The organism is Agrobacterium pusense, assembly GCF_900102105.1.
In the GTDB taxonomy this organism is placed as follows: domain Bacteria; phylum Pseudomonadota; class Alphaproteobacteria; order Rhizobiales; family Rhizobiaceae; genus Agrobacterium; species Agrobacterium pusense.
Genome location: NZ_FNBB01000007.1, coordinates 210,143 through 234,966, shown reverse-complemented (window position 1 = coordinate 234,966; position 24,824 = coordinate 210,143). Strand labels below are relative to the sequence as shown.

At 58.9% G+C, this 24,824-nt stretch carries 24 protein-coding genes; 8 read left to right on the top strand and 16 right to left on the bottom strand.

Features of this window, described 5'->3' with window-relative positions; translation table 11 throughout:
- Positions 1–79: 79 nt before the first annotated feature.
- The 5 genes from BLU28_RS17190 to uppC all read right to left on the bottom strand — a co-directional run bounded on the left by BLU28_RS17190 (position 80) and on the right by uppC (position 5,050).
- On the bottom strand, positions 80–229 hold the full coding sequence (locus BLU28_RS17190; RefSeq protein ID WP_003521552.1) for a hypothetical protein: 150 nt from the start codon (positions 227–229) through the stop codon (positions 80–82).
- A 77-nt stretch (positions 230–306) separates the two neighbouring features.
- On the bottom strand, positions 307–1,548 hold the full coding sequence (uppF, locus tag BLU28_RS17185) for a polysaccharide biosynthesis O-antigen ligase family protein UppF (protein WP_004441266.1): 1,242 nt from the start codon (positions 1,546–1,548) through the stop codon (positions 307–309).
- The gene (gene uppE / locus BLU28_RS17180) at positions 1,545–3,098 is read right to left on the bottom strand and encodes a polysaccharide biosynthesis glycosyltransferase UppE (RefSeq protein ID WP_004441267.1); all 1,554 of its coding nucleotides are present in this window, start codon (positions 3,096–3,098) and stop codon (positions 1,545–1,547) included. The genes uppF and uppE overlap by 4 nt, the downstream gene beginning before the upstream one ends.
- Positions 3,099–3,318: 220 nt before the next feature.
- Positions 3,319–4,461, bottom strand: coding sequence for a polysaccharide biosynthesis type 4 glycosyltransferase UppD (gene uppD, locus BLU28_RS17175; protein ID WP_035207901.1), 1,143 nt, complete (start codon positions 4,459–4,461; stop codon positions 3,319–3,321).
- Between the two features lie 16 nt (positions 4,462–4,477).
- Positions 4,478–5,050, bottom strand: a complete 573-nt coding sequence (gene uppC, locus BLU28_RS17170) for a polysaccharide export protein UppC (RefSeq protein ID WP_004441270.1) — start codon at positions 5,048–5,050, stop codon at positions 4,478–4,480.
- 210 nt (positions 5,051–5,260) lie between these two features.
- On the opposite strand from uppC, the gene uppB reads away from it, so the two are divergent.
- Positions 5,261–7,528: a polysaccharide biosynthesis protein UppB gene (gene uppB, locus BLU28_RS17165; RefSeq protein ID WP_077987058.1), complete on the top strand. Its 2,268-nt coding sequence runs from the start codon at positions 5,261–5,263 to the stop codon at positions 7,526–7,528.
- A gap of 8 nt (positions 7,529–7,536) precedes the next feature.
- Here uppB and uppA read toward each other — a convergent pair whose 3' ends face one another.
- Positions 7,537–8,769, bottom strand: coding sequence for a polysaccharide biosynthesis GNAT family N-acetyltransferase UppA (gene uppA, locus BLU28_RS17160; protein WP_077987059.1), 1,233 nt, complete (start codon positions 8,767–8,769; stop codon positions 7,537–7,539).
- A gap of 97 nt (positions 8,770–8,866) precedes the next feature.
- The gene (locus tag BLU28_RS17155) at positions 8,867–9,079 is read right to left on the bottom strand and encodes a DUF2842 domain-containing protein (protein WP_022556022.1); all 213 of its coding nucleotides are present in this window, start codon (positions 9,077–9,079) and stop codon (positions 8,867–8,869) included.
- 140 nt (positions 9,080–9,219) lie between these two features.
- Between BLU28_RS17155 and BLU28_RS17150 the strand changes: the two genes are divergently transcribed.
- Complete coding sequence (locus BLU28_RS17150; protein WP_168247137.1) at positions 9,220–10,323, top strand: COX15/CtaA family protein; 1,104 nt, start codon at positions 9,220–9,222, stop codon at positions 10,321–10,323.
- 6 nt (positions 10,324–10,329) lie between these two features.
- Here the strand turns inward: BLU28_RS17150 and BLU28_RS17145 are convergent, their stop codons facing one another.
- From BLU28_RS17145 to BLU28_RS17120, 6 genes are all read right to left on the bottom strand, one after another.
- The gene (locus BLU28_RS17145) at positions 10,330–11,175 is read right to left on the bottom strand and encodes an aminoglycoside phosphotransferase family protein (RefSeq protein WP_077987061.1); all 846 of its coding nucleotides are present in this window, start codon (positions 11,173–11,175) and stop codon (positions 10,330–10,332) included.
- Positions 11,176–11,185: 10 nt separating this feature from the next.
- Positions 11,186–12,118, bottom strand: coding sequence for an N-acetyl-gamma-glutamyl-phosphate reductase (gene argC, locus BLU28_RS17140; RefSeq protein WP_004441284.1), 933 nt, complete (start codon positions 12,116–12,118; stop codon positions 11,186–11,188).
- 70 nt (positions 12,119–12,188) lie between these two features.
- Positions 12,189–13,142, bottom strand: coding sequence for an agmatinase (speB, locus tag BLU28_RS17135; protein ID WP_077987062.1), 954 nt, complete (start codon positions 13,140–13,142; stop codon positions 12,189–12,191).
- Positions 13,143–13,272: 130 nt separating this feature from the next.
- A complete protein-coding gene (rpsI, locus tag BLU28_RS17130; RefSeq protein WP_003521540.1) occupies positions 13,273–13,740 on the bottom strand; it encodes a 30S ribosomal protein S9 in 468 nt (155 codons plus the stop codon).
- 2 nt (positions 13,741–13,742) lie between these two features.
- Positions 13,743–14,207, bottom strand: coding sequence for a 50S ribosomal protein L13 (rplM, locus tag BLU28_RS17125; protein WP_004441288.1), 465 nt, complete (start codon positions 14,205–14,207; stop codon positions 13,743–13,745).
- Between the two features lie 251 nt (positions 14,208–14,458).
- Positions 14,459–15,295, bottom strand: coding sequence for an EamA family transporter (locus BLU28_RS17120; RefSeq protein ID WP_004441289.1), 837 nt, complete (start codon positions 15,293–15,295; stop codon positions 14,459–14,461).
- Positions 15,296–16,190: 895 nt separating this feature from the next.
- Here BLU28_RS17120 and BLU28_RS17115 point away from each other — a divergent pair.
- From BLU28_RS17115 to BLU28_RS17105, 3 genes are all read left to right on the top strand, one after another.
- A complete protein-coding gene (locus BLU28_RS17115; RefSeq protein WP_077987063.1) occupies positions 16,191–16,625 on the top strand; it encodes a CoA-binding protein in 435 nt (144 codons plus the stop codon).
- Positions 16,626–16,698: 73 nt separating this feature from the next.
- On the top strand, positions 16,699–17,982 hold the full coding sequence (locus BLU28_RS17110) for an O-acetylhomoserine aminocarboxypropyltransferase (protein ID WP_004441291.1): 1,284 nt from the start codon (positions 16,699–16,701) through the stop codon (positions 17,980–17,982).
- 15 nt (positions 17,983–17,997) lie between these two features.
- Positions 17,998–18,342 carry a cupin domain-containing protein gene (locus BLU28_RS17105; RefSeq protein ID WP_037089057.1) on the top strand — a complete coding sequence of 115 codons (345 nt, stop codon included), beginning with the start codon at positions 17,998–18,000 and terminating at the stop codon, positions 18,340–18,342.
- Between the two features lie 23 nt (positions 18,343–18,365).
- Here the strand turns inward: BLU28_RS17105 and BLU28_RS17100 are convergent, their stop codons facing one another.
- Positions 18,366–18,680, bottom strand: coding sequence for an ArsR/SmtB family transcription factor (locus BLU28_RS17100; protein ID WP_077987064.1), 315 nt, complete (start codon positions 18,678–18,680; stop codon positions 18,366–18,368).
- A gap of 100 nt (positions 18,681–18,780) precedes the next feature.
- Between BLU28_RS17100 and BLU28_RS17095 the strand changes: the two genes are divergently transcribed.
- A complete protein-coding gene (locus tag BLU28_RS17095; RefSeq protein WP_004441294.1) occupies positions 18,781–19,539 on the top strand; it encodes an SDR family NAD(P)-dependent oxidoreductase in 759 nt (252 codons plus the stop codon).
- 12 nt (positions 19,540–19,551) lie between these two features.
- Here BLU28_RS17095 and BLU28_RS17090 read toward each other — a convergent pair whose 3' ends face one another.
- Positions 19,552–20,799, bottom strand: coding sequence for a cytochrome P450 (locus BLU28_RS17090; RefSeq protein ID WP_022556030.1), 1,248 nt, complete (start codon positions 20,797–20,799; stop codon positions 19,552–19,554).
- Positions 20,800–20,877: 78 nt separating this feature from the next.
- The gene (locus tag BLU28_RS17085) at positions 20,878–22,125 is read right to left on the bottom strand and encodes a GGDEF domain-containing protein (protein WP_004441298.1); all 1,248 of its coding nucleotides are present in this window, start codon (positions 22,123–22,125) and stop codon (positions 20,878–20,880) included.
- A gap of 447 nt (positions 22,126–22,572) precedes the next feature.
- On the opposite strand from BLU28_RS17085, the gene clpP reads away from it, so the two are divergent.
- On the top strand, positions 22,573–23,205 hold the full coding sequence (gene clpP / locus BLU28_RS17080) for an ATP-dependent Clp endopeptidase proteolytic subunit ClpP (RefSeq protein WP_004441299.1): 633 nt from the start codon (positions 22,573–22,575) through the stop codon (positions 23,203–23,205).
- Positions 23,206–23,497: 292 nt separating this feature from the next.
- Positions 23,498–24,775: an ATP-dependent Clp protease ATP-binding subunit ClpX gene (gene clpX, locus BLU28_RS17075; RefSeq protein WP_003521528.1), complete on the top strand. Its 1,278-nt coding sequence runs from the start codon at positions 23,498–23,500 to the stop codon at positions 24,773–24,775.
- The last annotated feature ends 49 nt before the right edge of the window (positions 24,776–24,824 follow it).

Genomic DNA, 24,824 nt, shown 5'->3' with positions numbered 1-24,824 from the left:
GAAGACCGGGTGCGTTCCGGCCGTTTTTGGGCTGGAACGCACCCGGTTTAATCGTCGGACTTTGCGCGACGCTTGCGGCTCAGTTTTCCTGAACGGAAACACCATTCGGGCCGATATTCATCTCGATCCCCTTGGGCTTGCTTTCTTCATGCCAGACGTAAATGCCAAGGCCTGCGATGACGACAATCAGCGCGCCGATGATGAGATAGAGATTATTGGTCTGCGTCATAAGATGTCTCCCCGTTTGACAATCAGAATCGGGGGCTAAACGCATGAAATCGTGGAAGGTTCCGTTAGGTTAGCTGTTTATGCGCCAACCGCGCGCCGGCGCAGGCCTTCGCGTTTTTCCAGTGCCATGCAACCCCACAATATGCCGAGCAGCAGGAAGAAGTGTCGCCAGTGGTCGGTATCGATGACAGCACCGATCATCACATGCCCGACGAAAGCCACCCACGAAATGATCAGGAAGGCCTGCCACGGGCGCGGGCGCAAGAGATGTCTGAAACCGGCGGCGATGGTCCAGCAGATCAGGACGAGATAGATGACGAAGCCGAACCAGCCATGTGTCGTCAGGCTTTTCAGCCAGATATTGTGCTCGGCTGCTGGAAAGATATTGTCGAACACCATCGGGCCGATACCGAGCGGATGTTCCATCGCCAGCAGGAAACCGAGATAATGGCGGGCGAACCGTCCCAGATGGCCGCCATCATAAGATTGCACGGCCGAGGCGCGGCTGGAGAACAAATCGGCCACCTGTTTGAACTGCAGCGCGATGAGGACAGCCGCTACCATCAGTCCGGCGGCGATGAGAAACAGCACGAGGATTTTCAGGCGAAACGCCGCCGTACGTTCCTTCAGCATCATGACGAAGACGAGCAGTACGGTGGCAAACAGAAACAGCCCCCAGGCCGCACGCGAAAACGACAGGAACACGCCAAGCGACAGGATCAGCAGGCCGAGGATTCGCCAGGGTGCGTGCATCGTCTTGCCGGTCAGCAGGCCGTAGATGAGATAAAGCGATGGTGTCACCAGAAAGGGACCGAAGACGTTCGGATCCTGAAAGGCGCCTTTGGCGCGATCGTAAAGGGTGAAGACTTCGAAGCCCGGAATGGCGTGAAAATAGCCGATGATGCCGAGCAGGGAGGTGATCACCGCCGCCGCCAGCCACGCCCGGAAAATCAAAAGCAGCCGCTGGTATCGGTCCTCGATGATTGCCGCGTAAAACACCGAAGTCAGCGCCAGAAAAGTCGAAACGGCGAGATAAAGCGGCCCCTCATCCAGGTCGGCCATGGTGGTGAGCGAGAGATATCCGCCGATATTGAAGGCGAGCAACAGGCACAGCAGCAGGACGACGGTGCGTGAAAGTCGCAGGCCAAGCAGAAACCACAGGGCCACTTGCCCAACCATCATCAGCTCATAGGGCGCTGGCTCGGAGATAACGAAGCCGGAAAGAAACACGCCGAAGGCAATGAAGAACGAACCGATGAGCCGCATGGCAGCCAAAGGCGCATCGAAATCCGGGGCGTGCTGGTAACCGGTGTGGGTCAATAGGCGTTTTCCGATTTGAGCAGCCGGATCGGCGTCAGGAACAGGATCTTGAGATCGAGAAACAGCGACCAGTTCTCGATGTAATAGAGATCATATTCGGTGCGGAACTTGATCTTGTCGCCATGGTCGATTTCTCCGCGCCAGCCATTGATCTGGGCCCAACCGGTTACGCCGGGCTTGACCTTGTGTCTTGCGAAATAATGCTCCACCACTTCGGTATATTTCAGGTCGCCGGTCTGGGCATGAACCGCGTGCGGGCGGGGCCCGACCAGCGACAGGTCGCCATGAAGAACGTTGAAAAGCTGCGGCAGCTCGTCCATCGAGGACTTGCGCAGAAAGCGGCCAACGGGCGTTACGCGCGGATCGTTCTTAGTGACGGCCTTTTTTGCGGTCGGGTCGCTGAGTTCCGTATACATGGACCGGAACTTCCAGACGTTGATGGTTTCATTGTTGAAGCCATGGCGCTTCTGCTTGAAGAGGATAGGCCCCTTGGACGTCGTTTTGACCGCGATTGCCGCGCCCACCATGACCGGCCACAGAAGGGCGATGCCGATGAGGCTGAAGGTGATGTCGAACAGCCGCTTCGCGACAGAATCCCAGTCCCGGATCGGTTTGTCGAAAACGTCAAGCATCGGCACCTTGCCGACGTGGGAATAGGCACGCGGGCGAAAGCGCAGCTTGTTGGCATGCGCCGCAATGCGGATATCGACCGGGAGCACCCAAAGCTTTCGCAAAAGCTGGAGAATGCGTGCCTCGGCGCTTAACGGCAGGGCAATGATCAGCATATCCAGTTTGGTCAGGCGGGCGAATTCCACCAGTTCGGCGAAAGTGCCGAGCTTGGGATAACCCGCGACGACGTCGGGAGAGCGCGCGCTTTGCCGGTCATCGAAGATGCCGCAGATGCGGATGTCGTTGTCGGATTGCTGCTCGAGCGAGCGAATGAGATCCTTGGCAGCATCACCACCGCCGACGATGACCGCCCGGCGTTCCATGACGCCATTGCGGCCCCAGTGGCGGATGGCGAAGCCAAGGATCAGTCGTCCGGTGAAAATGGCAATCGCGGCAATTGCATACCAGATGCCGAAGGCTTGCCAGGAATGCAGCGCATCGGGAAAAAAGAGCAGAAGGAAACAGGCTGTGCCAACGAAAGACAGGCAGACCGCGCCCTGAATGCGAGCGAACATCGACAGTGGCGTGCGTAGCGTCGGCAACTGATAACAGTCGCCGGCCTGAAGAAGAAAGACGCAGAGCGCGGCCCCCAGTACGCCGCCGCCAAAAACCGCCAAGAAGGTCTCAATACCCCGATCGGCGGCGACGCCGTTGATGATGGCCGCGATCACCACGAGCATGGTGAATTCCAGAAGCCGCAACTGGCCTATCACCATGTTCGGGGAGTGATTGCCGCCGCGAAGCTGGTTGGCAATCTGCCGTGCGAGGGGGTTGAGAACGACGGCTTCCGATGTCGAAGGCCCGTTGGCCTCTTGCTCGGAAATCTGTTTGCGCAACGACGCCAGATCGAATTGCAGTCTATCCTTGTCAGCCTTGGTCATTGCCTGGTCCGCACCCTCCAGCGCATCGGCGCGAAAATCGGCATCGATTTCCGACCGGACGATACGCAACTTCAAAGTGGTGGAGCGGGCCTGATGCATCCGGACGGACGCACGGCGCTCCACGATCTGGAAACTAGCCGAAACATGCTAAGAAACGTTTATGATGGGTTTCTTGAGGATGACGGAATATACAATCAAAAATCGTGTTTTTGAAATGATTTTAGAGCAACAGCAGGTCGCGATAGAGCTTCATCATGTCATCCGCCATGACCGGCGTCGAAAACTTCGCCCTGAAGCTGTCGGGGTGGGGCATGATCCGTTTCGCCCAACCGGCATCTTCAGCATCCCTGGCCATGGCCCTCGCCAGCGCCTCGACGTCGCCGGCCGGGACGAGCGCGTCGCTTTCTTCTCCCAAGACTTCGGGAATCCCGCCGACATGGGAGGCGATGACCGTTTTTCCCGCTGCAAGTGCCTCCAGCACGATATAGGGCATGGCCTCCGCGCGAGAGGGGACTACCACCGTCGTGGCCAGGGCGAAGGCCTGTCTGGCGGGCATGGCGGCATGCATGGAAATGCGCCGGGAAAGACCGGCCTTGTCGATCATCGCCGCGTATTTGTCCCTGTCCGGCCCATCGCCGACGATGACACCGGACATCGGCCGGCCGATGCCGCGCTCCATTTCCGCGAAGGCCTTGATGAAGAGGTCAGGCCCCTTAAGGTCACGGAGCATGCCGATATAGAGGAAATGCGCCGCGCCCTCTTGCGCGGGGACGGGTTCGAACTCGTTTTCCTGTACGCCGTTATAGATCATCGCGGTACGGGTGCGCGGTTTGCCAACCTTGGCTTCATAGGCCGCCTGCTCGAACTTGCAGACGAAACAGAGCGCATCGGTGAACCGTTCCTGAAACCGCTCCAGCCGCAGGAAGAGCTGTCCCTTCAGGGTGTTGCGGGCATAATGCAGGCTTCCGCCGTGCGGTGAATAGAGGCGGGCTACGCGATACCTGTTCGCCCGCAGCAATGAGCCGATCAGCCGGGCCAAAGCGCCACCCTTGGCGCTGTGCCCGTGCAGAATGTCCGGCCGCAAACTTTTGATGTGTTTGTAGGATTTCCAAAGCGCCAGCAGGTCGCCCGGGGTAATGGAGCGCCGGATGGGCAGGCGCGTCAGGCCGAGCTCCAGCATCGGCGCAATCTGCGCGAAAAGCCTCTCCTCATGCGCGCCGCCGGTGGAACTGTCGCAGACGATGCCAACCTTGTGGCCCTGCCTGACATGTTCCTCGATAAGATCACGCACATGGCGGAAAACGCCGCCCACCGGCGAACGAAAACAGTGAATGATGCGCAGGGGAGGGCCGTCGTCCGACACGTTCGCCGCGCCCCTTTCAGAAGAAGCGTTCACGCACATAGACGGTATCACCCGCAAGAATGGGTGCGGTGATACCGATACGGCCCGTCATCACTTCCGCGTTTATCTTGCGGGTGACGTCGACATCTGCCTGATTGGCGCGCGGGCTGAAGCCGCCGGCAATGGCGATGGCGTTCTGCACCGTCATGCCCGGCACATAGGAATATTGGCCAGGACGGCCCACTTCGCCCATGATGAAGACCGGGCGATAACGATCTATCTCGATCGTGACATCGGGATCGCGCAGATATCCCTGCCGAAGCTTGGCCGCAATCGCGGCTTCCAGCTGCGGCAGCGTCTTGCCCCGCGCGGGCACCTGACCGACGAGAGGGAAGGCGACATAGCCCGCCTGATCGACCGTATAGGTATTTGTCAGCCCGGCCTGTTCGAACACGTTGATACGCAGTCTGTCGCCGCTGTCGACGTGATAGGGTTGCAGTGCGGCCTCATTGAATGACCGCGGCGCAGGCTGATAGGCCGAACAGCCGGAAAGGGCCGTCAGAACGGCAAACGTCAGTGCGGTGACATGTCGTGATCCGGCGAGCGGCATCTCATCTGGCTCCGAGTCGAACTTTGATCATTCTTATCGTTCTGTTAGGGTTAATGCACGGTAAACGCGCAGCGTCAGGCCCGGTAATATCGGCTTTATTTCGTCGGAGTCTCGGTGATTAACGGTTGTGTTACCCGCAAGACTTAAACTTCGCGAAAATTGACCATCTTTATTTGAGCGCCCGAGGTTTATCTCGGTTACGGAGCCCGTATGAACGGCGATCGCATTGACGACAGGGATGTGGATATTGATCTTGCGCAACTCGTCGCGGCCATATGGCGGCGTCGGGGAAGAATCGCGGCCATAACGCTGCTGGCCGGCGGCGCCGCCTTTGTCGTTTCCAGCATGATGTCGCCCGCCTATAAGGGCGAGGCGCGCGTGCTCATTGAATCCCGTGCTGCTTCCTTTGGCGCTTCCCAGCAGTCCAACGCGCCGGCCGAGCCAGTGCTGGACGAACTGACAGTATCCAGCCAGGTGCAGATCCTGCAGTCCGTCGACCTCATCAAGCAGGTCGCCAGGGACATGAAGCTTTATGAACTCAAGGAATTCGATCCGGAGGCGCATCCTTCGCTGGTTTCGAGCCTGCTGGTTGCCGTCGGCGTCAAGAAGGATCCACTCCAGGTTCTGCCTGAAGAGCGGGTGCTGAAGGCGTTCCGCGAGAAGTTGCAGGTCTATCAGGTGGAAAGTTCTCGTGTCATCACGGTCGAGTTTTCTTCAGAGGACCCGAAGCTCGCTGCGGCCATCCCGAACGAGATGATGAAGGCCTATCTCGCGCTGCAAAGCGGCGCGAAGCTCGATACCAGCACGGAAGCAGCGCGCTGGCTTGAGCCGGAAATAGCCACGCTGCGCGAAAAGGTGCGGGAGGCGGACAAAAAGGTCGCGGATTATCGTGCCTCCTCCGATCTTTTGTCGGCCGGGCAGGGCGAAACGCTCGCCACACGTCAGCTGAGCGACATCTCCACGGAACTCGGGCGTATCCGCGGCGAGCGCGCCAATGCGGAGGCGCGCGCAGAAGGCGTGCGCAACGCGCTTGCCAGCGGTCGTCCTCTCGATACCTTTCCCGATGTCGTCGCTTCTCCCACCATCCAGAGGCTGAAGGAAAACGAAACCAACATCCGCAGCCAGATTTCCGATCTTTCGTCTTCGCTGCTGGAAGGCCACCCCCGCATAAGGGCGCTGCGCAACCAGCTCGATGGCATCGAAAGGCAAATTCAGGAAGAAACCCGCAAGGTGCTGGCAAGTCTCGAAAATGAGGCCAATGTCTCACGCCTTCGGGAGCGGCAACTGGTGCAGCAACTGAACGTGCTGAAATCGGAAAGCGTGCGTGCCGGTGAGCAGCAGGTGGGCCTTAACGACCTGGAGCGGGAAGCATCCGCGCAGAGGCAGCTTCTGGAAACCTATCTCGCCCGCTATCGCGAGGCGACGTCGAGGGCTGGCTCTGCGGATTCCACGCCGGCCGATGCGCGTGTGATTTCGACGGCAGTTGAGCCACGCGAACCCTATTTCCCGAAAACCGGTGCCATCACCATCGTTGTCACGCTCGCAGCATTTCTGCTGTCCTGCATTGTCGTCATGCTGGTGGAACTCTTTACGGGTAGGGCGCTGAAACCGGTCGGAAGAAGTCAGGTTCCACCGCTTTCCGATCCGCCACCACCTGCACGCGGGCCGGTTGAAGCGGATGAGACGACGGATGGGCCTGAGCAGCCCGCATCGGCACCTGCTGAAAATGTGGCGCCGGGCGTCCGCGCCATGCCGGTTGCGGCACAACAGCCCGCCGCCGTAGAAGAGAAACGGAGTGACCCGCCCGCAGCCACGGCCATGCCGCCGGCATTGGCGGCAGAAGATGTCGCGGCTGCGAAAGAGGCGGTGGTGGATGAGGATGCCGATGCCGCCAGTGACTTTTCGATCGACGCCGTGGCGGGCTTTCTGTCCACACGGCTCGCCAAACCCGTCGCCGCCATTGTATCTCCAGCCGGTGACAGCGGTTCGACCACGAGCGTCATGCTGGCGCGCGCATTGTCTGAATTGGGGCGTTCGGTCGTTCTCGTCGACATGACGGCATCTGCCTGCCCGACGCGGCTGATGTCGCCCGAGGCCGGACTTCCCGGTGTCATGGACCTTCTGGCAGGAGCGGCCGCCTTCGGTGAAACCATTCACGGCGACCGTCTGTCAGATGCGCATATCGTTCCACGCGGCAATGCGCAGCCCCGCGAGGCGATGCGTGCTCTGGACCGCCTGACGATGATCCTCGGTGCGCTTTCCGACGCTTACGACACGGTGCTTGTGGAGTGTGGAGCGGTGCAGATTTCGAGCCTCGAAAAAATGCTGCGCAATTTGCCGGCAGAAATCATTGTCTCGGTTCCAGACAAGGACGGGGAGATGCTGGAGAAAACGCTCGGAGAACTGGTTGCTCATGGCTACGAGCAGGCTCTGCCGATGACCGGCATGCGAAAGCCGGACCACCTGAGCGCGGCCTGACCGGCTGTTCAGTCGAGACCCCTTGTCGAGGCTGCTGTCGGCCGGCCGGCGCGGAAACGCTGAATGAGCGCATAGAGAGCCGGATTGGATTTGATCAGGCTTTTCGTTCGGGCGATCGCGACATAGGCTGCTGCGGCGATGCGACCTTTCACCGTTATCGGCAGGAATATATCGTGCTGCACGGTGAAAAGCGGGCACCAGCTGCGCTTGTAGAGCTGGTCGCCGACCCCGAAATCGAAGATCGCAGCCCTTTGGTGGCACGCCCTTTCAATCATCAGCCAGAACAGCAATTCCCCGGGGCTGAGTTCTGAAACGGATTCATCGATCGAACCGAACTGGCAGATGATGTGGTCCTGCTTGCGCGAAAGACCGGCTATTGCGGCGATGACGCCCTCGTTCTCGCCGTGCAGGCGAATAGCATGCAGCTCCAGCAGACTGTCTGTGCCCGTCTCGGGAAAATTGGCCAGGTCGTAAAAGAAATCCTTTACCGATTGGTCGCGAAAGACATCCGGAATGCCCTGCGATGCAAAACGGGCGGCTTTCTGCCGGAAGAAGGCCTGCAATAATTCACATCTTTCCTGTGGAGAATGCGCGATCACATGGCTGTAACCGCCCATTTCCTCGGCTCTCCGGCTCTGGATTCGGAATTTCTTCCGCCGTCTTTTGGCATTGACCTGCCGGAGCGTGGCCTCGAAACTTTCGAGCAACGGAAGCTGGAAGGCCGGATTCTGGTTTTCGACCGAAGCTAGATGCGACAGGGGGTTGGTCCTGCCGCGCCACGTCAGCGGTATGTTCTGCAAAGCCAGAATGTCGGCCCGGCCATGCAGCAGCTTCCGCGCCTCGCGGGCAATCGCCGCCGCGATTTCCTCTCCGGCCTGTTCGGCAAAGGAGGGGTCGAAAAGCCCGGTATTGATATTGTTGAAACGGCCGCCGGGGAAACGCGCCTTGCGAATGCCACCCTCCAGCACGATTTCAAGCGGAAGCAGGAAGATCGTCTTGCCGCCCTGCCGGCCGCGAAGCGTCAGGAGCGCGCTGTCCTGCGTTTGTGCCCAGATGGAGCACCACCCAAAACCCTGATGCAGGGAGTTGAGCGGATCGTTTTCCAGCCGCTTCCAATCGACATGGATGGTGGAAGCGTCATCGACGAGATCGACCGACAGACGGTCAGCGCCCCGCCGCTCGTTTTGCACGGCGGTCAGCGCTTGCTCGTCGCTGGTAAAGACCGGCCCCTCAGCCGCCATCCACTCTCTCCGGTTGTTTCGGTCGGACTATATCTTTGAGCGGCAAACAATCGGTTTATAAAATTGCGACCTTAAGGTGTCACGCGGTGGTCCCGCATCAGCCCTGTTTTTTTGGCCCGGCCATCCATTTGATGATCAGCATCGCCGGCAAAATCCACAAAACTCCTGTCAGCACGAAATAAGCGAGATGCACCCACCAGGGCGATTGCGCCAGCGCCGCCGATGCGATGGCCGTCGCCACCACGGCGTAAACGACGACGAGGCAGATGATGACGATGGTACCGATAAGCGATCTGAGGCGAGGGTGCATGAAATCTTCCGTGATTGAACAGGTGCATGACTATAGCGCCGCGACCGGATGCCGCAAACCCTGAGGCCTTGTTTTGTGGTGCCGGTTGGGGCTAATCAACATGGCTGTATGAAGGAGACCGAAAGATGAGTTCGAGCGGCATGACGATGGCCAATGGTTCCGCGGAAATGGTGGTGCAGGCTGCCCTGCAGAAGCAGGAGAAGGACCGCCGCCTGCTGCGCGTCTGGCTGCGCCTCGTGCTTTTCACACTCTTCTGTCTGGTGCTCGTTGGTGGCGCAACCCGCCTGACCGAATCCGGCCTGTCGATTACCGAATGGAAACCGATCCATGGCGCGATACCGCCGCTCTCCGTTGCGGAATGGGAAGAGGAGTTCCAGCTCTACAAGCGCATTCCGCAATATCAGGAAATCAACAAGGGCATGTCGCTCGACGAGTTCAAGACGATCTTCTGGTGGGAATGGGCGCATCGCCTGCTTGCCCGCGCCATCGGCCTCATCTTTGCTTTGCCGCTCGCCTTCTTCTGGCTGACAGGCCGCGTCGAAAAGCGCCTCCGGCTACCACTGGTCGGTCTACTGGCGCTTGGCGGCTTCCAGGGCTTCATCGGCTGGTGGATGGTCTCTTCGGGCCTCGTCAACCGCACGGATGTCTCGCAATATCGTCTTGCCACACATCTGACCATCGCCTGCCTCATCTTTGCGGGCTGCATGTGGATTTTGCGCGGCCTGTCCCATCATTCCCCCGAGGCCACCGACGAAAAGACGGGCAGGGGCTTTGCCGCGCTGTTGACGGTGCTCTGTCTCTTCCAGATCTATCTCGGCGCATTGGTGGCGGGGTTGAATGCCGGCCTGTCCTATAATACGTGGCCGCTGATGGATGGTTCGCTGGTGCCGGGCGATCTCTTCCTGCAGCAGCCCTGGTGGATCAACCTCTTCGAAAACCCCAAGACGGTGCAGTTCATTCACCGCCTGGGCGCCTATACGCTGTTTGCCGCCACGCTGTGGCATATGGCATCGATGGCGCGCGCCTTGCCCGGCACGCCGCACGCCCGCCGCTCGGTGCTGTTCTTCCTGCTCGTCTGCATTCAGGCGGCGCTGGGAGTAACCACGCTGCTCATGCATGTGGATATTCATGTCGCGCTCGCCCATCAGGGCATGGCGCTGGTCGTGCTCGGTTTTGCGGTTGCCCACTGGCGCGGATTCATTGGAGAATATCCGCCGCCAGTTGCGGTTGAACTCAGGGACTGAACTCGCTCAGAACTGTTCCAGGACGGCCTTAATGGTTGCCGCGACAGCGAGTTCGTTGTCGCGTTCTTCCGCATTTTCGTCCTCTTCATGCCACGCGGCAGAAAGGCAGCCATAGGCAAAGGCATATTGCAGCAATAGCCGTTCGTCCCGTTGGAGAGCCTTCGCAAAAATCGCCGCCATGGAGGCGATGCGCGCTTCGCTTCGGGTGAGGTCAAAACGGTCGAGCGGATTGGAGAACATGTTGGCGACATCGAGCGCCGCATCGCCGATCAGGCCAGCCGGATCGATGATGATCCAGCCGCGATCGCTGCGCATGATATTCTCATGGTGCAGATCGCCATGCAGCGGCTTGATATCCCGCTGCTGGCCGATCAGTTCCTTCGCAAGCGCGGCGGCCTCGATATAGGCGCTGTCGATGCCGTCGGAACGATCCTGTTCGGCCTTGCGGAACAGACTTTCGAAATAGAGAGGCAGCGTCAGCAGACTTGAGGGCGGCGGCTGCTCGGACGGCTGGTGATATCGAAGCAGGACCTCCGCTGCGATTTCCGTGGTGGCATCGTCGTCACCGTCGCGGAACAGCACGTCGCGCAGGGTCTCCGTGCCGGCATGTTCCATCAGAAGAATATCATCGGAGCGGTCAAGCAACTCCACGCAGCCGATCCCGGCGCGCCATTCGATGAAATCCGCGCCGCGAAGGCTGTCCGTCAATACTTTCTTCTTGAGAACTTTGGCGACCGCAAGGGAACCGTCATCGCGCACAAGCTCGTAGACCACCCCGGCAGGCGTATCCGCAATCTGCTTTACGGCCTCGATATTCCACGAGGCCGGAAAAGAGGGCGTGGTCATGGTCATGAGCAACGTCTCATGCAGAGAGCATCAGTTCCATGTTCTGCACGGCAGCACCGGAGGCACCCTTGCCGAGATTGTCGAGCAACGCGACGAGGTTGATATGCTCGCCGCCCTCGGTGCCGAAGACGAAGAGCTTCATCGTATCCTTGCCAGCCAATTCCTCGGCATCGATACGCGCCAACCCCTTGCTCTCGGCCAGAGGCACGACGCTGACGATATCCTGTCCAGCGTAATGGGCGGTGAGTGCCGCATGGATCGTTTCAATATCAGTGCCTTCCTTAAGGTCGGCGGCGAACAGCGGCACCTGGACGATCATGCCCTGCGGGAAGCGACCGACGGAGGGCGAAAACAGCGGCGCGCGGTCAAGCTGGCCGTGAATGGTCATTTCAGGCACGTGCTTGTGCTTGAGCGTCAGGCCGTAAAGGAAATTATTGGCGCTGATGGCGTCGTCGCGGCTCTGGTCTTCCATTTGCGCAATCATCTGCTTGCCGCCGCCAGTATAGCCGGAGACCGCATTGACGCTGACAGGATAACCGTCCGGCAGGAGGCCAGCGGCCCGCAGCGGGCGAATAAGGGCGATCGCACCGGTCGGATAGCAGCCGGGATTGGCGACGAGGCGGGCAGAGCGAACCTTCTCGCCCTGGTCCTTATCCATTTCGGCAAAACCGTAAGCCCAGTCCTGATGAACGCGATAAGCGGTGGAGGTATCTATGATGCGGACATTATTGTTGCCAGCCACCATGGAAACCGCTTCCCGGGACGCGTCGTCCGGCAGGCAGAGGATCGAAATGTCGGCGCTATTGAGCATATCCTCGCGCATCGCCGCATTGCGGCGCTCGGCTTCCGGAATGGACAGCAACTCGATATCGCGGCGACCGGCAAGGCGCGTGCGGATCTGCAGACCCGTGGTGCCGTGTTCGCCATCGATGAAGATCTTCGCTGTCATGTCCTTGTCCTGACTTTTCAGAGGGTTGCGAGGGTAGTCGGAATCAGTTTGGCAAGTGCCGTCGTCTTTGTCAGCCAGCCTTGGCCAGCCGTTCGGCACGCAGGCCAAGCATATACATTGCAACGGTCGCTCCGGCAATGGCGGTAATATCCGCATGGTCGTAGGCGGGTGCCACCTCCACCACATCAGAGCCGCGAATATCGAGCTGGCCAAGTCCATGCAAAACGGAGAGAATTTTCGCGCTGGTCGGCCCACCGGCGACGGGTGTGCCGGTTCCCGGCGCGAAGGCGGGATCGAGGCAATCGATATCGAAGGTGAGATAGGTGGGCGCACCGCCCGTGTGCTTGACGATCAGCGAGGCGATATCGCTGGCCCGCATGTCCTCCACCTCGTAGCCGTGGAGAATCCGGATGCCGAAATCGTCAGGCGCGTGGGTGCGGATGCCGATCTGGATCGAGCGGTCGGCATCGATCAGCCCGTCGCGCACGGCGCGGGCCACGAAGGAGCCGTGGTCGATGCGCTTGCCATCGTCGAACCATGTATCCTGATGCGCGTCGAACTGCACCAGCGCGAGCGGGCCGTGCTTGGCCACATGCGCTTTCAGCAATGGCCACGTGATGAAATGATCGCCGCCCAGCGTCAGCAGATAATCCGTTTTGGAGATGATCTTTCGCGCTTCCTTTTCGATCGTATCAGGTGTCTTCCAGTGATTGCCGTAATCGAGCAGACAGTCGCCGTAATCGACGGTCGGCATATGGGCGAAAAGATCGCGTGCAAAGGGATATTGCGGATCATTATCAAAAATCGCCGAAGCGCGGCGGATCGCCTGGGGCCCGAAACGTGCGCCGGGACGGTTGGAGGTCGCCGCGTCGAAGGGAATGCCCCACACGGCCGTCGAAACGCCCTTGAGGTTCTTGGTATATTTGCGCCGCATGAAGGAGAGGACACCGGCATGGGTCGGGTCCGTGGCAGCCGATGTCAGGGACATTGCGGTAAAGGCATGGTCGATGGTTTTGGCCGGCATTGATCACCCCATTGCGATTTGCGCCGAGGTTGCTGTCTTCCCGATGAAAAAACAAGGGAGGAGGCCATGAAAAAAGGCGGAGCCGAAGCCCCGCCTTTCGAAGTTCTGAACGAACCGTTCCTGGAAGCGATTAGCGCTTCGAGAACTGGAACGAGCGGCGGGCCTTGGCCTTACCGTACTTCTTACGCTCGACAACGCGGCTGTCGCGGGTCAGGAAGCCACCCTTCTTCAGAACGGAGCGCAGGCCCGGTTCGAAGTAGGTGAGGGCCTTGGACAGACCGTGACGAACGGCGCCGGCCTGACCGGACAGACCACCACCGGCAACGGTGGCGATGATGTCGAACTGACCCGTGCGGGCAGCGGCAACGATCGGCTGCTGGAGGATCATCTGCAGAACCGGACGTGCGAAATACGTGGTGAAATCGCGGCCGTTGATGATGATCTTGCCAGAACCCGCCTTGACCCATACGCGGGCTACGGCGTTCTTGCGCTTGCCGGTCGCGTAGGAGCGGCCGAGGGTATCAACCTTGCGGACATGCACGGGAGCCGAAGCTTCCGAAGCCGGGGCGAGGTCTTTCAGAGAGGAAAGATCGGCCATTATCAGGCGCTCCTTACGTTCTTCTTGTTGAGCGCGGCAACGTCGAGAACGACCGGCTGCTGTGCTTCGTGCGGGTGGTTGGAACCGGCGTAAACGCGCAGGTTCTTCATCTGACGACGGCCGAGCGGACCGCGCGGGATCATGCGCTCGACGGCCTTTTCAACGACGCGCTCCGGGAAGCGGCCTTCGATGATCTGGCGAGCCGTACGCTCCTTGATGCCACCCGGGTGACCGGTGTGCCAGTAGTACTTCTTGTCGGAATACTTCTTGCCGGTGAGGGCAACCTTTTCCGCATTGATAACGATGACGTTGTCGCCATCATCAACGTGGGGGGTGTAGGTAGCCTTGTGCTTGCCGCGCAGGCGGGTTGCAACGATGGTGGCGAGGCGACCAACAACGAGGCCTTCGGCGTCGATGATGACCCACTTCTTCTCCACCTCAGCGGGCTTCTGAACGAAAGTAGACATGAATTTCACTTTCTAACGTGGACCCGTCATCCTCTTCATGAAGAGCATACGGGCGTTTCTTGTTGCTTGGTTTGGTTGCCGATAAGGGCTACCGCAAATGACCCTATTCCGGCTGGAATCCGATCTGGCGCGCTTATACGGTGCGCGAACAAAAGCGTCAATATGATCGATTTTGGAGGTCGCAAAAATAATCAAGTAAAAACAAACGGTTGGTTATGGGGTATTATTTTACCCCATCATCTGACCTCGTTTTACCCCAGCCGCATCACCAGAACGCCCGCTGCAATGATGCCTCCGGCAAGGTAGCGCCAGATGCTGGCGCGTTCTTTCAGGATCACCACTGATATCACCAGCGCGAAAAGAATGGAGGTTTCCCGGAGTGCTGCGACGACGGCAACAGGCGCTTTGGTCATGGCGTAAAGCGCCAGCCCATAGGAGAGTATGGAGCCGCCGCCACCGATAAGGCCACGCCACCAGTTGCGCCGGACATGCTGGACGACGGGGCCGGCGCCCCGCTGGTAAAACGCGAAACCGAACAGCAGCACGGGTGGCAGCAGAGACATCCAAAGCGTGTATGATATGGCGTTGCCGGAAAGCCTTGCGCCGACACCGTCGACGAAGGTGTAGGATGCAATCACGAAAGCGTTGAGCAGGGCGACCATGATCGCCTTTCCGCCCCCGCGCCTTGCCTCGAAAGCAAGCGTCAGGATCCCCGCGGAGATGACGCCGATGCCCGCAATCGCCAGCGGGCTCAAAATCTCGCTCAGGAACAGGCTGCTCGTCGCCGCCACGATCAAGGGTGCCACGCCGCGCATGACGGGATAGACAAGGCCGATGTCGCCGATCGTATAGGCGGCGGCGACAAGGCGGAAATAAGCGAATTGCAGGACGGCTGAGGCGATCAGGAAGGGAATGGCGACTGGCGAGGGAAACGGCAGGAAAGGCAGAAACGGCAGCGAACAGGCTGCAGCTCCCGCCGCAATCAACGAGGCGTCCAACGATTTATCGGAACCGGATTTGACCAGCGCATTCCATCCGGCATGCAGCATAGCGCCCAGAAGCACCAGAATAAGAATGTCGAATGTCACAGTCAGAGACTCGCTCGCGGGCTTTTCGGGCAATCTACAGCATTGGCCTCAGAAACTGGAAGTCATTTTCCGGACGGGTAGGTGTAAGCTTTCAATTGCCTCGCCGAGGTCGTCCCCAATCCCGTGCCTACGGGCTTGTTTTTATGGATTATGACACGCGTCAAATTTTTGATTTCTATGCGTCATGAAAACACGAGATCCAATATCGCGCATGAGACACGCTTTCCTGCTTCTGATTTAATCCGGAAAATAACGTCTGATGCACGGCTTGCGGCTCTGCCTCGCGCTGCGGATTTCCTTGAAAAATGACAGAGCACACCATTTATCCCAGTTGTCGGTATTGCGCCTGGCGTTTCAAATGAGCGTGCGGGCGACTAAAATCGTATGATCATCAATGAAAATAAATTTCAGAATCCCCATCGAAACTCCACTATAACGTTGCAGACTTATAGAATGGTTGGTTTACGAAATAACTTTTTGAAAATTAGTCGCGGCTAAATAACCGGTGAACGGAATGAAAACAAACAGGAGACGAAGAGCGCATGGAATGCACGCTAATGTTGTTTTCCCCTGTTTCGATGGCCGTTCGGCGCAATTTTTGAAAAGTGGATGAAAATACTCAATACATCCGGTGTGTGCGCGATTTTGTGAAATCATTTTGCGTGGATGAAAACGGGGTTGCAGAGTGCCGATCCGGCGGAGATATTGTTTGTTGCGCTTTCGGGGTTCCGGAGAAGACCGGAGCGTCCCAGATGAGAATGGCATCGCATGAAACGGCGTGAAGGTTGCCGGCGCTGGAACCATGCGGGAGAGGAGAGGCTGGTGGGCATTAAAGCAACGCTCCAGACGCCTGCGCCTCTCTGGATCAGGTGGTATGCCAAAGGAATAAGTTGACATGCAGCATGATACTTACGAAGCGGATTACCTCAGGAAAATCCTGACGAATGTCAAAACCATCGCCCTGCTGGGAGCTTCGCCCAATCCGGATCGGCCGAGCCATGGCGTCATGCGCTTCCTGCTGTCCAAGGGCTATCGCGTGTTTCCGGTCAATCCGGGTCAGGCGGGCAAGGAGATACTGGGACAGGCGGTCTATGCCCGGCTGGCCGATATTCCCGAGGCTGTTGATATGATCGATGTGTTTCGTGCGCCGGAATATCTTTCCGCGATTGTCGACGAGGCGATCTTGCTGCCGCAACGCCCAAAGGTGATCTGGGGTCAGCTATCCGTGCGGGACGATAATGCCGCCGCCAAGGCCGAGGCTTATGGCATTAACGTGGTGATGAACCGTTGCCCGGCAATTGAGTATCCGCGTCTCAATATCGCACGATAGTTGGTACGGATTGGGCTTATCATTTGGCGCCAAGGCATTATGATCCCTCCAGAATTCCATTGGAGGAAACATCATGCCGAGCAGCAATCCCGGTTTTTCGACGCTGGCCATCCATGCGGGCGCACAGCCTGATCCTACGACCGGCGCACGGGCGACACCCATCTATCAGACGACGGCCTACGCTTTCCGTGATGCGGATCATGCCGCCGCCCTGTTTGGGCTGAAAGAGTTCGGCAATATCTACACCCGCATCATGAACCCCACTCAGGCGGTTCTGGAAGAGCGTGTGGCCGCGCTTGAGGGTGGTACCGCAGCGCTTGCCGTCGCCTCCGGCCACGCCGCACAATTGCTGGTTTTTCATACGCTGCTGCAGTCCGGCGACAATTTCATCGCCGCCCGTCAGCTTTACGGCGGATCGATCAACCAGTTCGGCCACGCCTTCAAAGGTTTCGACTGGCAGGTTCGCTGGGCCGACGCCACCGATCCCGCCAGTTTCGAACAGCAGATCGATGAGCGCACACGCGCCGTCTTCATAGAAAGCCTTGCAAATCCAGGCGGCACCTTTGTGGATATCGCCGCAATTGCCGAAGTTGCCCATCGGCACGGCCTGCCGCTGATCGTCGACAACACGATGGCAAGCCCATATCTGCTGCGACCGCTGGAACACGGTGCAGACATCGTACTGCATTCGCTGACGAAATTCCTCGGCGGCCACGGTAATTCCATGGGCGGCATCATCGTTGACGGCGGAACCTTCGACTGGTCGGCAACTGACCGGTTTCCGGCCCTGTCACAGCCCCGGCCCGAATATTCCGGCGTCGTGCTCCACCAGACTTTCGGCAATTTCGCCTTTGCCATCGCCTGCCGCGTGCTTGGCCTGCGCGATCTCGGCCCGGCGATTTCGCCCTTCAACGCCTTCCTCATTCTCACGGGAATTGAGACCCTGCCGCTGCGCGTTCAACGCCATTCAGACAATGCGCTTGCCGTCGCCAAATGGCTTAAGGCACATCCCAAGGTCGGCTGGGTGAATTATGCCGGCCTGGAGGAAAGCGACAATCACGCCCTCCAGCAGCGTTACTCGCCGAAGGGCGCGGGTTCGGTCTTTACATTTGGCGTCAAGGGCGGTTATGCGGCCGGCAAGGCGCTGGTCGAAGGGCTGCAGCTATTCTCCCATCTCGCCAATATCGGTGACACGCGCTCGCTCGTCATCCACCCGGCTTCCACCACCCATGCCCAGCTGACGCCGGAACAGCAGACGGCGGCCGGCGCCGGTCCGGATGTGGTGCGTCTGTCCGTCGGAATCGAGGACGTTAACGACATCATTGCCGATCTTGAACAGTCGCTTGCAAAAGTCTGAGAGGTCGGCGTCGCGATGAGCAACCTACTGACATTCGAAGATGCTTCCCTCGAAGCAGAGCATGGTGCGCCAGCGCCGGAGCGATTGATCTCCGGCGACCCCAAATTCACCACATGGAATCTGGAGGAAGCGCCGGGCGGTATTTATGCCGGCATCTGGCAATCCACACCCGGAAAATGGCGTGTCGTCTATGACGAATGGGAATATTTCAGCATCCTCGAGGGCCATTCCATCCTGACCGAGGATGGCGGGGCCCCGCGTGACCTCAGACCGGGCGACAGGCTTGTGCTGCGGCCCGGCTTTACCGGCACCTGGGAAGTCGTGGAGACAACACGAAAAGACTATGTCATCAGGCTGTGACGGCGGAAATCCGCTCGGTCACGCTATTGCTGGTCGAACGAAATGATGGATTGAAGGAGCCCGGGAAAACGGGCTTCCAAATCGTCGAAACGAACGACGCTGATATTCTCGACACCCTGTTTGTGGGTTCGAATTAAGCCTGCCTCCCGCAGGATCCGCATATGGCTGGACAGGGTTGAACGCGGCATGTCCTGACAGGGTGCCGCGGCTCCACAATTCTGTCCGGTCTCGGAGCCCCATAATTTTCGGATGATGCCCATGCGTGCCGGTTCGCCAAGAGCGGCGAGCACGGCCGTGAGCGAAATGTCTTCGCGTGCGGGATGAAAAAACTGAGCCATGGACCGCCTCTAGCACATGGATTGACAAGCTTCAATAGTTCAATAAAACCGAAATACCGAATTATGGTTATTCGGAAATACGACATTCGTGGAGTTTGCAATGTCTGGATTATTCAGTGGGCAGGTCGTGGTCGTCACCGGTGGGTCGACTGGAATCGGCTTTTCCGTCGCGAGATTGGCTCTGGAAGGCGGAGCCTCCGCCGTTTACGTGACGGGCCGCAATACCGCCAATCTCGAGGCAGCGGTCGCCAGGCTCGGGCAGGGCGCGATCGGCTTCGCGTCCGATGTTGCCAAGCTCTCCGATCTGGAACGGCTCAAGGCGCGCATTGAAGCCGATGGCCGGAAGGTGGACGTGCTGGTCGCCAATGCCGGCATCGCCGAGAACAATGACCTCGGTGATACCCACGAGGCGCTGTACGACCGGATTTTCGACATCAACGTCAAGGGCGTTTTCTACACCGTGCAGACATTGCTGCCGGTCCTGCGCGATGGCGGCTCGATCGTGCTCACCGGGTCGATCGTCGGCAACAAGGGCCTGGAGAGGTTGAGCGCCTATAATGCTTCCAAGGCGGCCGTTCGCTCATTCGCCCGCAGTTTTGCCAACGACCTCAAGGCGCGGGGCATCCGCGTCAATACGGTTAGCCCGGGCGTGACCCGCACGCCGATCATGGAAAACGGCCTGAAGCTCGATGAAGAAAAGATCGCCGGTTTCGAGGCCTATCTGAAGGATGCCGCGCCGATCGGCCGGATGGCCGACCCCGACGAGATCGCTGAGGCCGTTCTGTTTCTGGCCTCTTCAAAGGCCAGTTACATCACCGGCGTCGAGCTTTCGGTCGATGGCGGTCTGGCCCAGATTTAAGGCCTGCACACGCTACCAGCTGAGATCGAGCCGCTCCAGCCCATGGAAATGATAGACATCCTTGACCTTGGGCGGCTCGGCAATTTTCAGGCGCGGCAGGCGTTTGAAAAGCAGTGGCAGGGCAAGGTTCAGTTCCAGTCTTGCCAATGGCGCGCCGATACAGAAATGGATGCCGGCGCCGAAGGAGACATTGGCGCCTTCGTTGCGCTCCGGCCGGAAGGTCAGTGGATCAGGGAATTTTGACGGATCGAGGTTGGCCGCAGCCAGGATCAGGCTCACCTTGTCGCCGCGCTTGAACTGCACGCCGTCAATCTCGACCGGCTCCAGAACCCATCGCTGGAAGATGTGCACCGGCGCGCAGATCCGCAGGGTTTCCTCCACCGTGCGTTCCGTGGCGGCCTCGTCGCTGAACAAGGTCTGCGGCGATATCCCGCTCTCCAGAATGATACGCACGGAATTGCCGATCTGATGAACGGTCGCTTCATGGCCCGCGTTGAGCAGGACGATGGTGGTGGACACCAGCTCGTCGTCGGTCAGATATTGACCCTTGTGCTCGGTATGGATCATGTGGCTCAGCAGGTCGTCCTCGGGCTTGGCCCGCCGCTCGGCGATCACGCTGCGCACATAATCCGAAAATTCCTTCGCAGCCATGTCGGCCAGAAGCTCGTCTTCCGGTGTGCGCTTGAACATGTACATGCCGACATAGGCATGCGACCACTTCAGCAGCTGCGGCCCCATTTCCTCGGGAATGCCGATCATCCGGGCGATCATCGTTACCGGGATGATATCGGCGTAGGAGGAAAGCAGTTCCGTCTCGCCCTTCTCTTCGAAAGCGTCAATCAGCCGGTTGGCGAGTTCCTCGATCTCCGGCTTCATCTTGTCGACATGCCGTGACACGAAGGCGCGGTTGATCAGCGTGCGCAGCCGCGTATGCTCCGGCGGCTCCAGTTCCAGAAGCGAATGCTGCTCGGCTAGGTCGAAATGCTTCACATGCTCAAGCGGCTCTGGCAGGCCGATCTCTTCACGACTTGCCACATGCAGAATCTGTCGTCCAAACCGGCGGTCGCGCAGCAGCGAGCTGACATGGTCATAAGAGGTGAAAAACCATTGCCGCTGCTCTTCCCAGTAGAAAGTGGGACATTGCGCGTGCAGGGCGGCGTAGACGGGGTTCGGATCGTTGTAAAAAGCCGGGTCGCGCGCATCGAGTGAAACGTGGCGGGTGGCGGAATCGATTTTGAGAAAGGGAAACGTCGCTGTCATGCTGATGGTTTATTCCGCGCTTGGCGCTTTGGGAAGGGCGGCAGGCGTTCCTTCATATGTCACCAAATGGTTACACCATCACCGGCTGGCAATTGCGGATATCCGGTTCAGCGCCGCGACCTGCCGGTCGGCATTGTTATCCATAGGGTTTTCGTCACGGTCCGAGGCGGGCACGACGACATTGGCCGAATTTACGTGGATTACGGTCCGATTGCGCCCGGCTTTCTTTGCGGCATAAAGCGCTCGGTCGGCCTCGGTCATCATCACATTCAGCTCGGCGTCCTTGATCATCGCTTCGGATATGCCGACGCTGGTCGTCACCTTGATGGGTTCGCCGCGTGAGGTGATTTTCGAAAGAAGCAGATTGTTACGGATGGATTCGGCAAGCGTGACGGTGCTGGAGGGGCTTTCGACCTCCGCCACCAGCGCGAACTCCTCGCCGCCCATCCTCACGAAAAGGCCGCGGTCGCCGATCGCGCGTTGCGCGATTTGACAGAAATGCACGAGTACGGCGTCGCCGGACTGGTGGCCGTATCTGTCATTGATCTTCTTGAAATGGTCGATGTCGAAGAGAACAAGCGCCACATATCGGCTGGAGCCGTGTGAGCGCTTCTTGATGCGGTCGAACTCCTCCAGCAGACCACGCCGGTTAAGGACACCGGTCAGGTGATCGGTCATGGCGAGCCGGTGGAGACGAAGCTCCGTATCCTCCATGATGATCTTGGCGCTGATCATGATGATGGCCGTGAAGCCGAGCATGCCGGAAAAAGCGAGCGCTGATGTCAGAGGAATGGCGTTGGGCGCAGCCGCATTGGCCGGAATGACAATGGAGGCGACGACGGCGCCGGCAAAAGCCTGCAGGATCAGAATCGTCGCCAGAACTTTTCTGCTGCGCGACCTGCGCTCGCCATTTGCCAGAAGCACACCGGCGAGCATGAAATAGCCCGTGGCCGCACTGGCGTGATACAGCAGGATCCGGGCCACCATGTTTTCTCGCACGGGTGGGACGAACATTCCGGCGATCCACAGGAGGGCCGGAATGGCAATCCAGCCAGCGAGCTTGCGCTTCTCCAGGGACAAGAGGCCCGCGAGCCAGAAGCCGAAGGCGGAAAGCGCCAGCGCGTTGCCGACCTGAATGGACAGGAAACTGGAAATATCTCCGCGAAACGCCACCATGACGGTGCCGAAGCCGGTGGCGAGAAAGCCGGCGGCGAAATAGAGATTGTGCCGGCGGGATGGGCGGTGCAGCCACAGCGTTCCCAAAAGCACGGCAAGGGTGAACGTCTCCGCCGCCCATAGTAGCGTGCTCGTCTTTGCATCCAGCATTGCAAAATCCTATCTGCGCCATCATGCGGCAAAAGCGGAGAAGCTCGCACGACGTGCGTTATTCCCGCTGAATTGTTGAGCTGCCATTTCGCCCGGATAGGGCTGTTCGCCGATGGGAACCGAAATTCGGTTCTCAGTATCAGCAGCAAATACTAACGAGTTCTTGCCGGTTAGAAGTTATATCTGTGCATGAAGTACATTTTTTTGGTCCTCGCCAGTCTTGGTAAAAAATTGATGGCGGGGAGACAAATGGCTGCGGCCGGGACGAACGGGTGCAAAAGCCCGCCGCGGCCGGCCTCCGAAGCCCTGCAAACGCTGTTGAGCCGTTAAGGATATGCGGCTTCGTGTCTTGAAGTACGGGGCAGGGACACTCTATGTAGGGAGTATGAAGGTTAGAAGTGATTCCGGGGCGGTTTCCGCAACGGGCAGAGTTGACAAAGGACGGACATGAAAAATCCAGTTGATACCGCCATGGCTCTGGTGCCGATGGTCGTTGAGCAGACCAATCGCGGCGAACGCTCCTACGACATATTTTCCCGTCTTCTCAAGGAACGCATCATTTTCCTCACCGGCCCGGTGGAAGACCAGATGGCGTCGCTCGTCTGCGCGCAGCTGCTGTTCCTCGAGGCCGAGAACCCGAAGAAGGAAATTGCGCTCTACATCAATTCGCCAGGTGGCGTCGTGACCGCCGGCATGGCGATCTACGATACGATGCAGTTTATCCGCCCTGCGGTCTCCACGCTCTGCGTCGGCCAGGCTGCCTCCATGGGTTCGCTGCTTCTCGCTGCCGGTGAAAAGGGAATGCGTTTCGCCACCCCCAACGCACGCATCATGGTGCACCAGCCATCGGGCGGCTTCCAGGGTCAGGCTTCGGATATCGAACGCCACGCCCGCGACATCATCAAGATGAAGCGCCGCCTCAATGAAGTCTACGTGAAGCATACCGGCCGCACGCTCGAAGAGGTTGAAAAAACCCTTGATCGCGACCATTTCATGGATGCAGACGAGGCGAAGGACTGGGGCGTGATCGACAAGATCCTGACCTCGCGCCAGGAAATCGAAGGCGCCGTCGCGAATTGAGGCGCGACGCTTTTTGACGTTTGTTTGACCCCGCAAAAGTAATTTCGGGGCTTTCAACCGGAACAGAAAGCGATATTAGTATATATAAAGGCTATGTTGATTTTTTATGACGCGGCCTTTGGTTTAATGGGGAATTCGTTGCCGCCGGTTATCAGCTCCTGTATCTGATACGGTTAGTACCCCGGGAAACGAGGCGGATACGGCGATGCACCCCAAGGGCGGCCGTATCTGCGGGCGGTAAGTTGACCGCGATCCGTTTGACGGACCTGCGGCGTGCTGGAAGGAAAGAGATATGAGCAAAGTCAGCGGCAGCAACGGCGGCGACTCTAAGAATACACTCTATTGTTCATTCTGCGGCAAGAGCCAGCACGAAGTCCGGAAACTCATTGCCGGACCGACGGTATTCATCTGCGATGAATGCGTCGAATTGTGCATGGACATCATCCGCGAGGAGAACAAGACGTCTATGGTGAAGTCGCGCGAGGGTGTGCCCACCCCGCAGGACATCATCAAGATCCTCGACGAATACGTCATCGGCCAGAAGCAGGCGAAGAAAATCCTGTCCGTGGCCGTTCACAACCACTACAAGCGCCTCGCGCACGCCTCCAAGAATGGCGATGTCGAGCTGGCGAAGTCGAACATCATGCTCGTCGGCCCGACGGGCTGCGGCAAGACCTATCTTGCCCAGACGCTCGCCCGCATCATCGACGTTCCCTTCACCATGGCGGACGCAACGACGCTGACCGAAGCCGGTTATGTCGGCGAGGACGTGGAAAACATCATCCTGAAGCTGTTGCAGGCGGCGGATTACAATGTCGAGCGCGCCCAGCGCGGCATCGTCTATATCGACGAAGTCGACAAGATTTCCCGCAAGTCGGACAACCCGTCCATCACGCGCGACGTATCGGGCGAGGGCGTTCAGCAGGCGCTTCTGAAGATCATGGAAGGCACGGTCGCTTCCGTACCGCCGCAGGGTGGCCGCAAGCATCCGCAGCAGGAGTTCCTGCAGGTGGATACGACCAACATCCTGTTCATCTGCGGCGGCGCTTTTGCCGGCCTCGACAAGATCATCTCGGCCCGTGGCGAAAAGACCTCGATCGGCTTCGGTGCGACCGTCAAGGCGGAAGACGACCGTCGTGTGGGCGAAGTGCTGCGCGAGCTGGAGCCGGAAGATCTGGTGAAGTTCGGCCTCATTCCGGAATTCATCGGCCGTCTGCCCGTCCTGGCGACGCTGGAAGACCTGGATGAAGATGCGCTGATCCAGATCCTGTCCGAGCCGAAGAACGCTCTGGTCAAGCAGTACCAGCGCCTGTTCGAGATGGAAGACGTCGAGCTGACCTTCCACGAGGACGCGCTGCGCGAAATCGCCCGCAAGGCGATCACCCGCAAGACCGGTGCCCGTGGCCTGCGCTCGATCATGGAAAAGATCCTGCTGGATACCATGTTCGAACTGCCGACGCTGGAGGGCGTGCGCGAAGTGGTCATTTCCAACGACGTCGTCAGCGGCGTTGCGCGTCCGCTCTACATCTATGCGGACCGTCAGGAAGAAAAGACCAACGTCTCCGCGTAATCGGCTGCTGTGATGTTTGATGAAATCTGAGGCCCGCATCCGTGCGGGC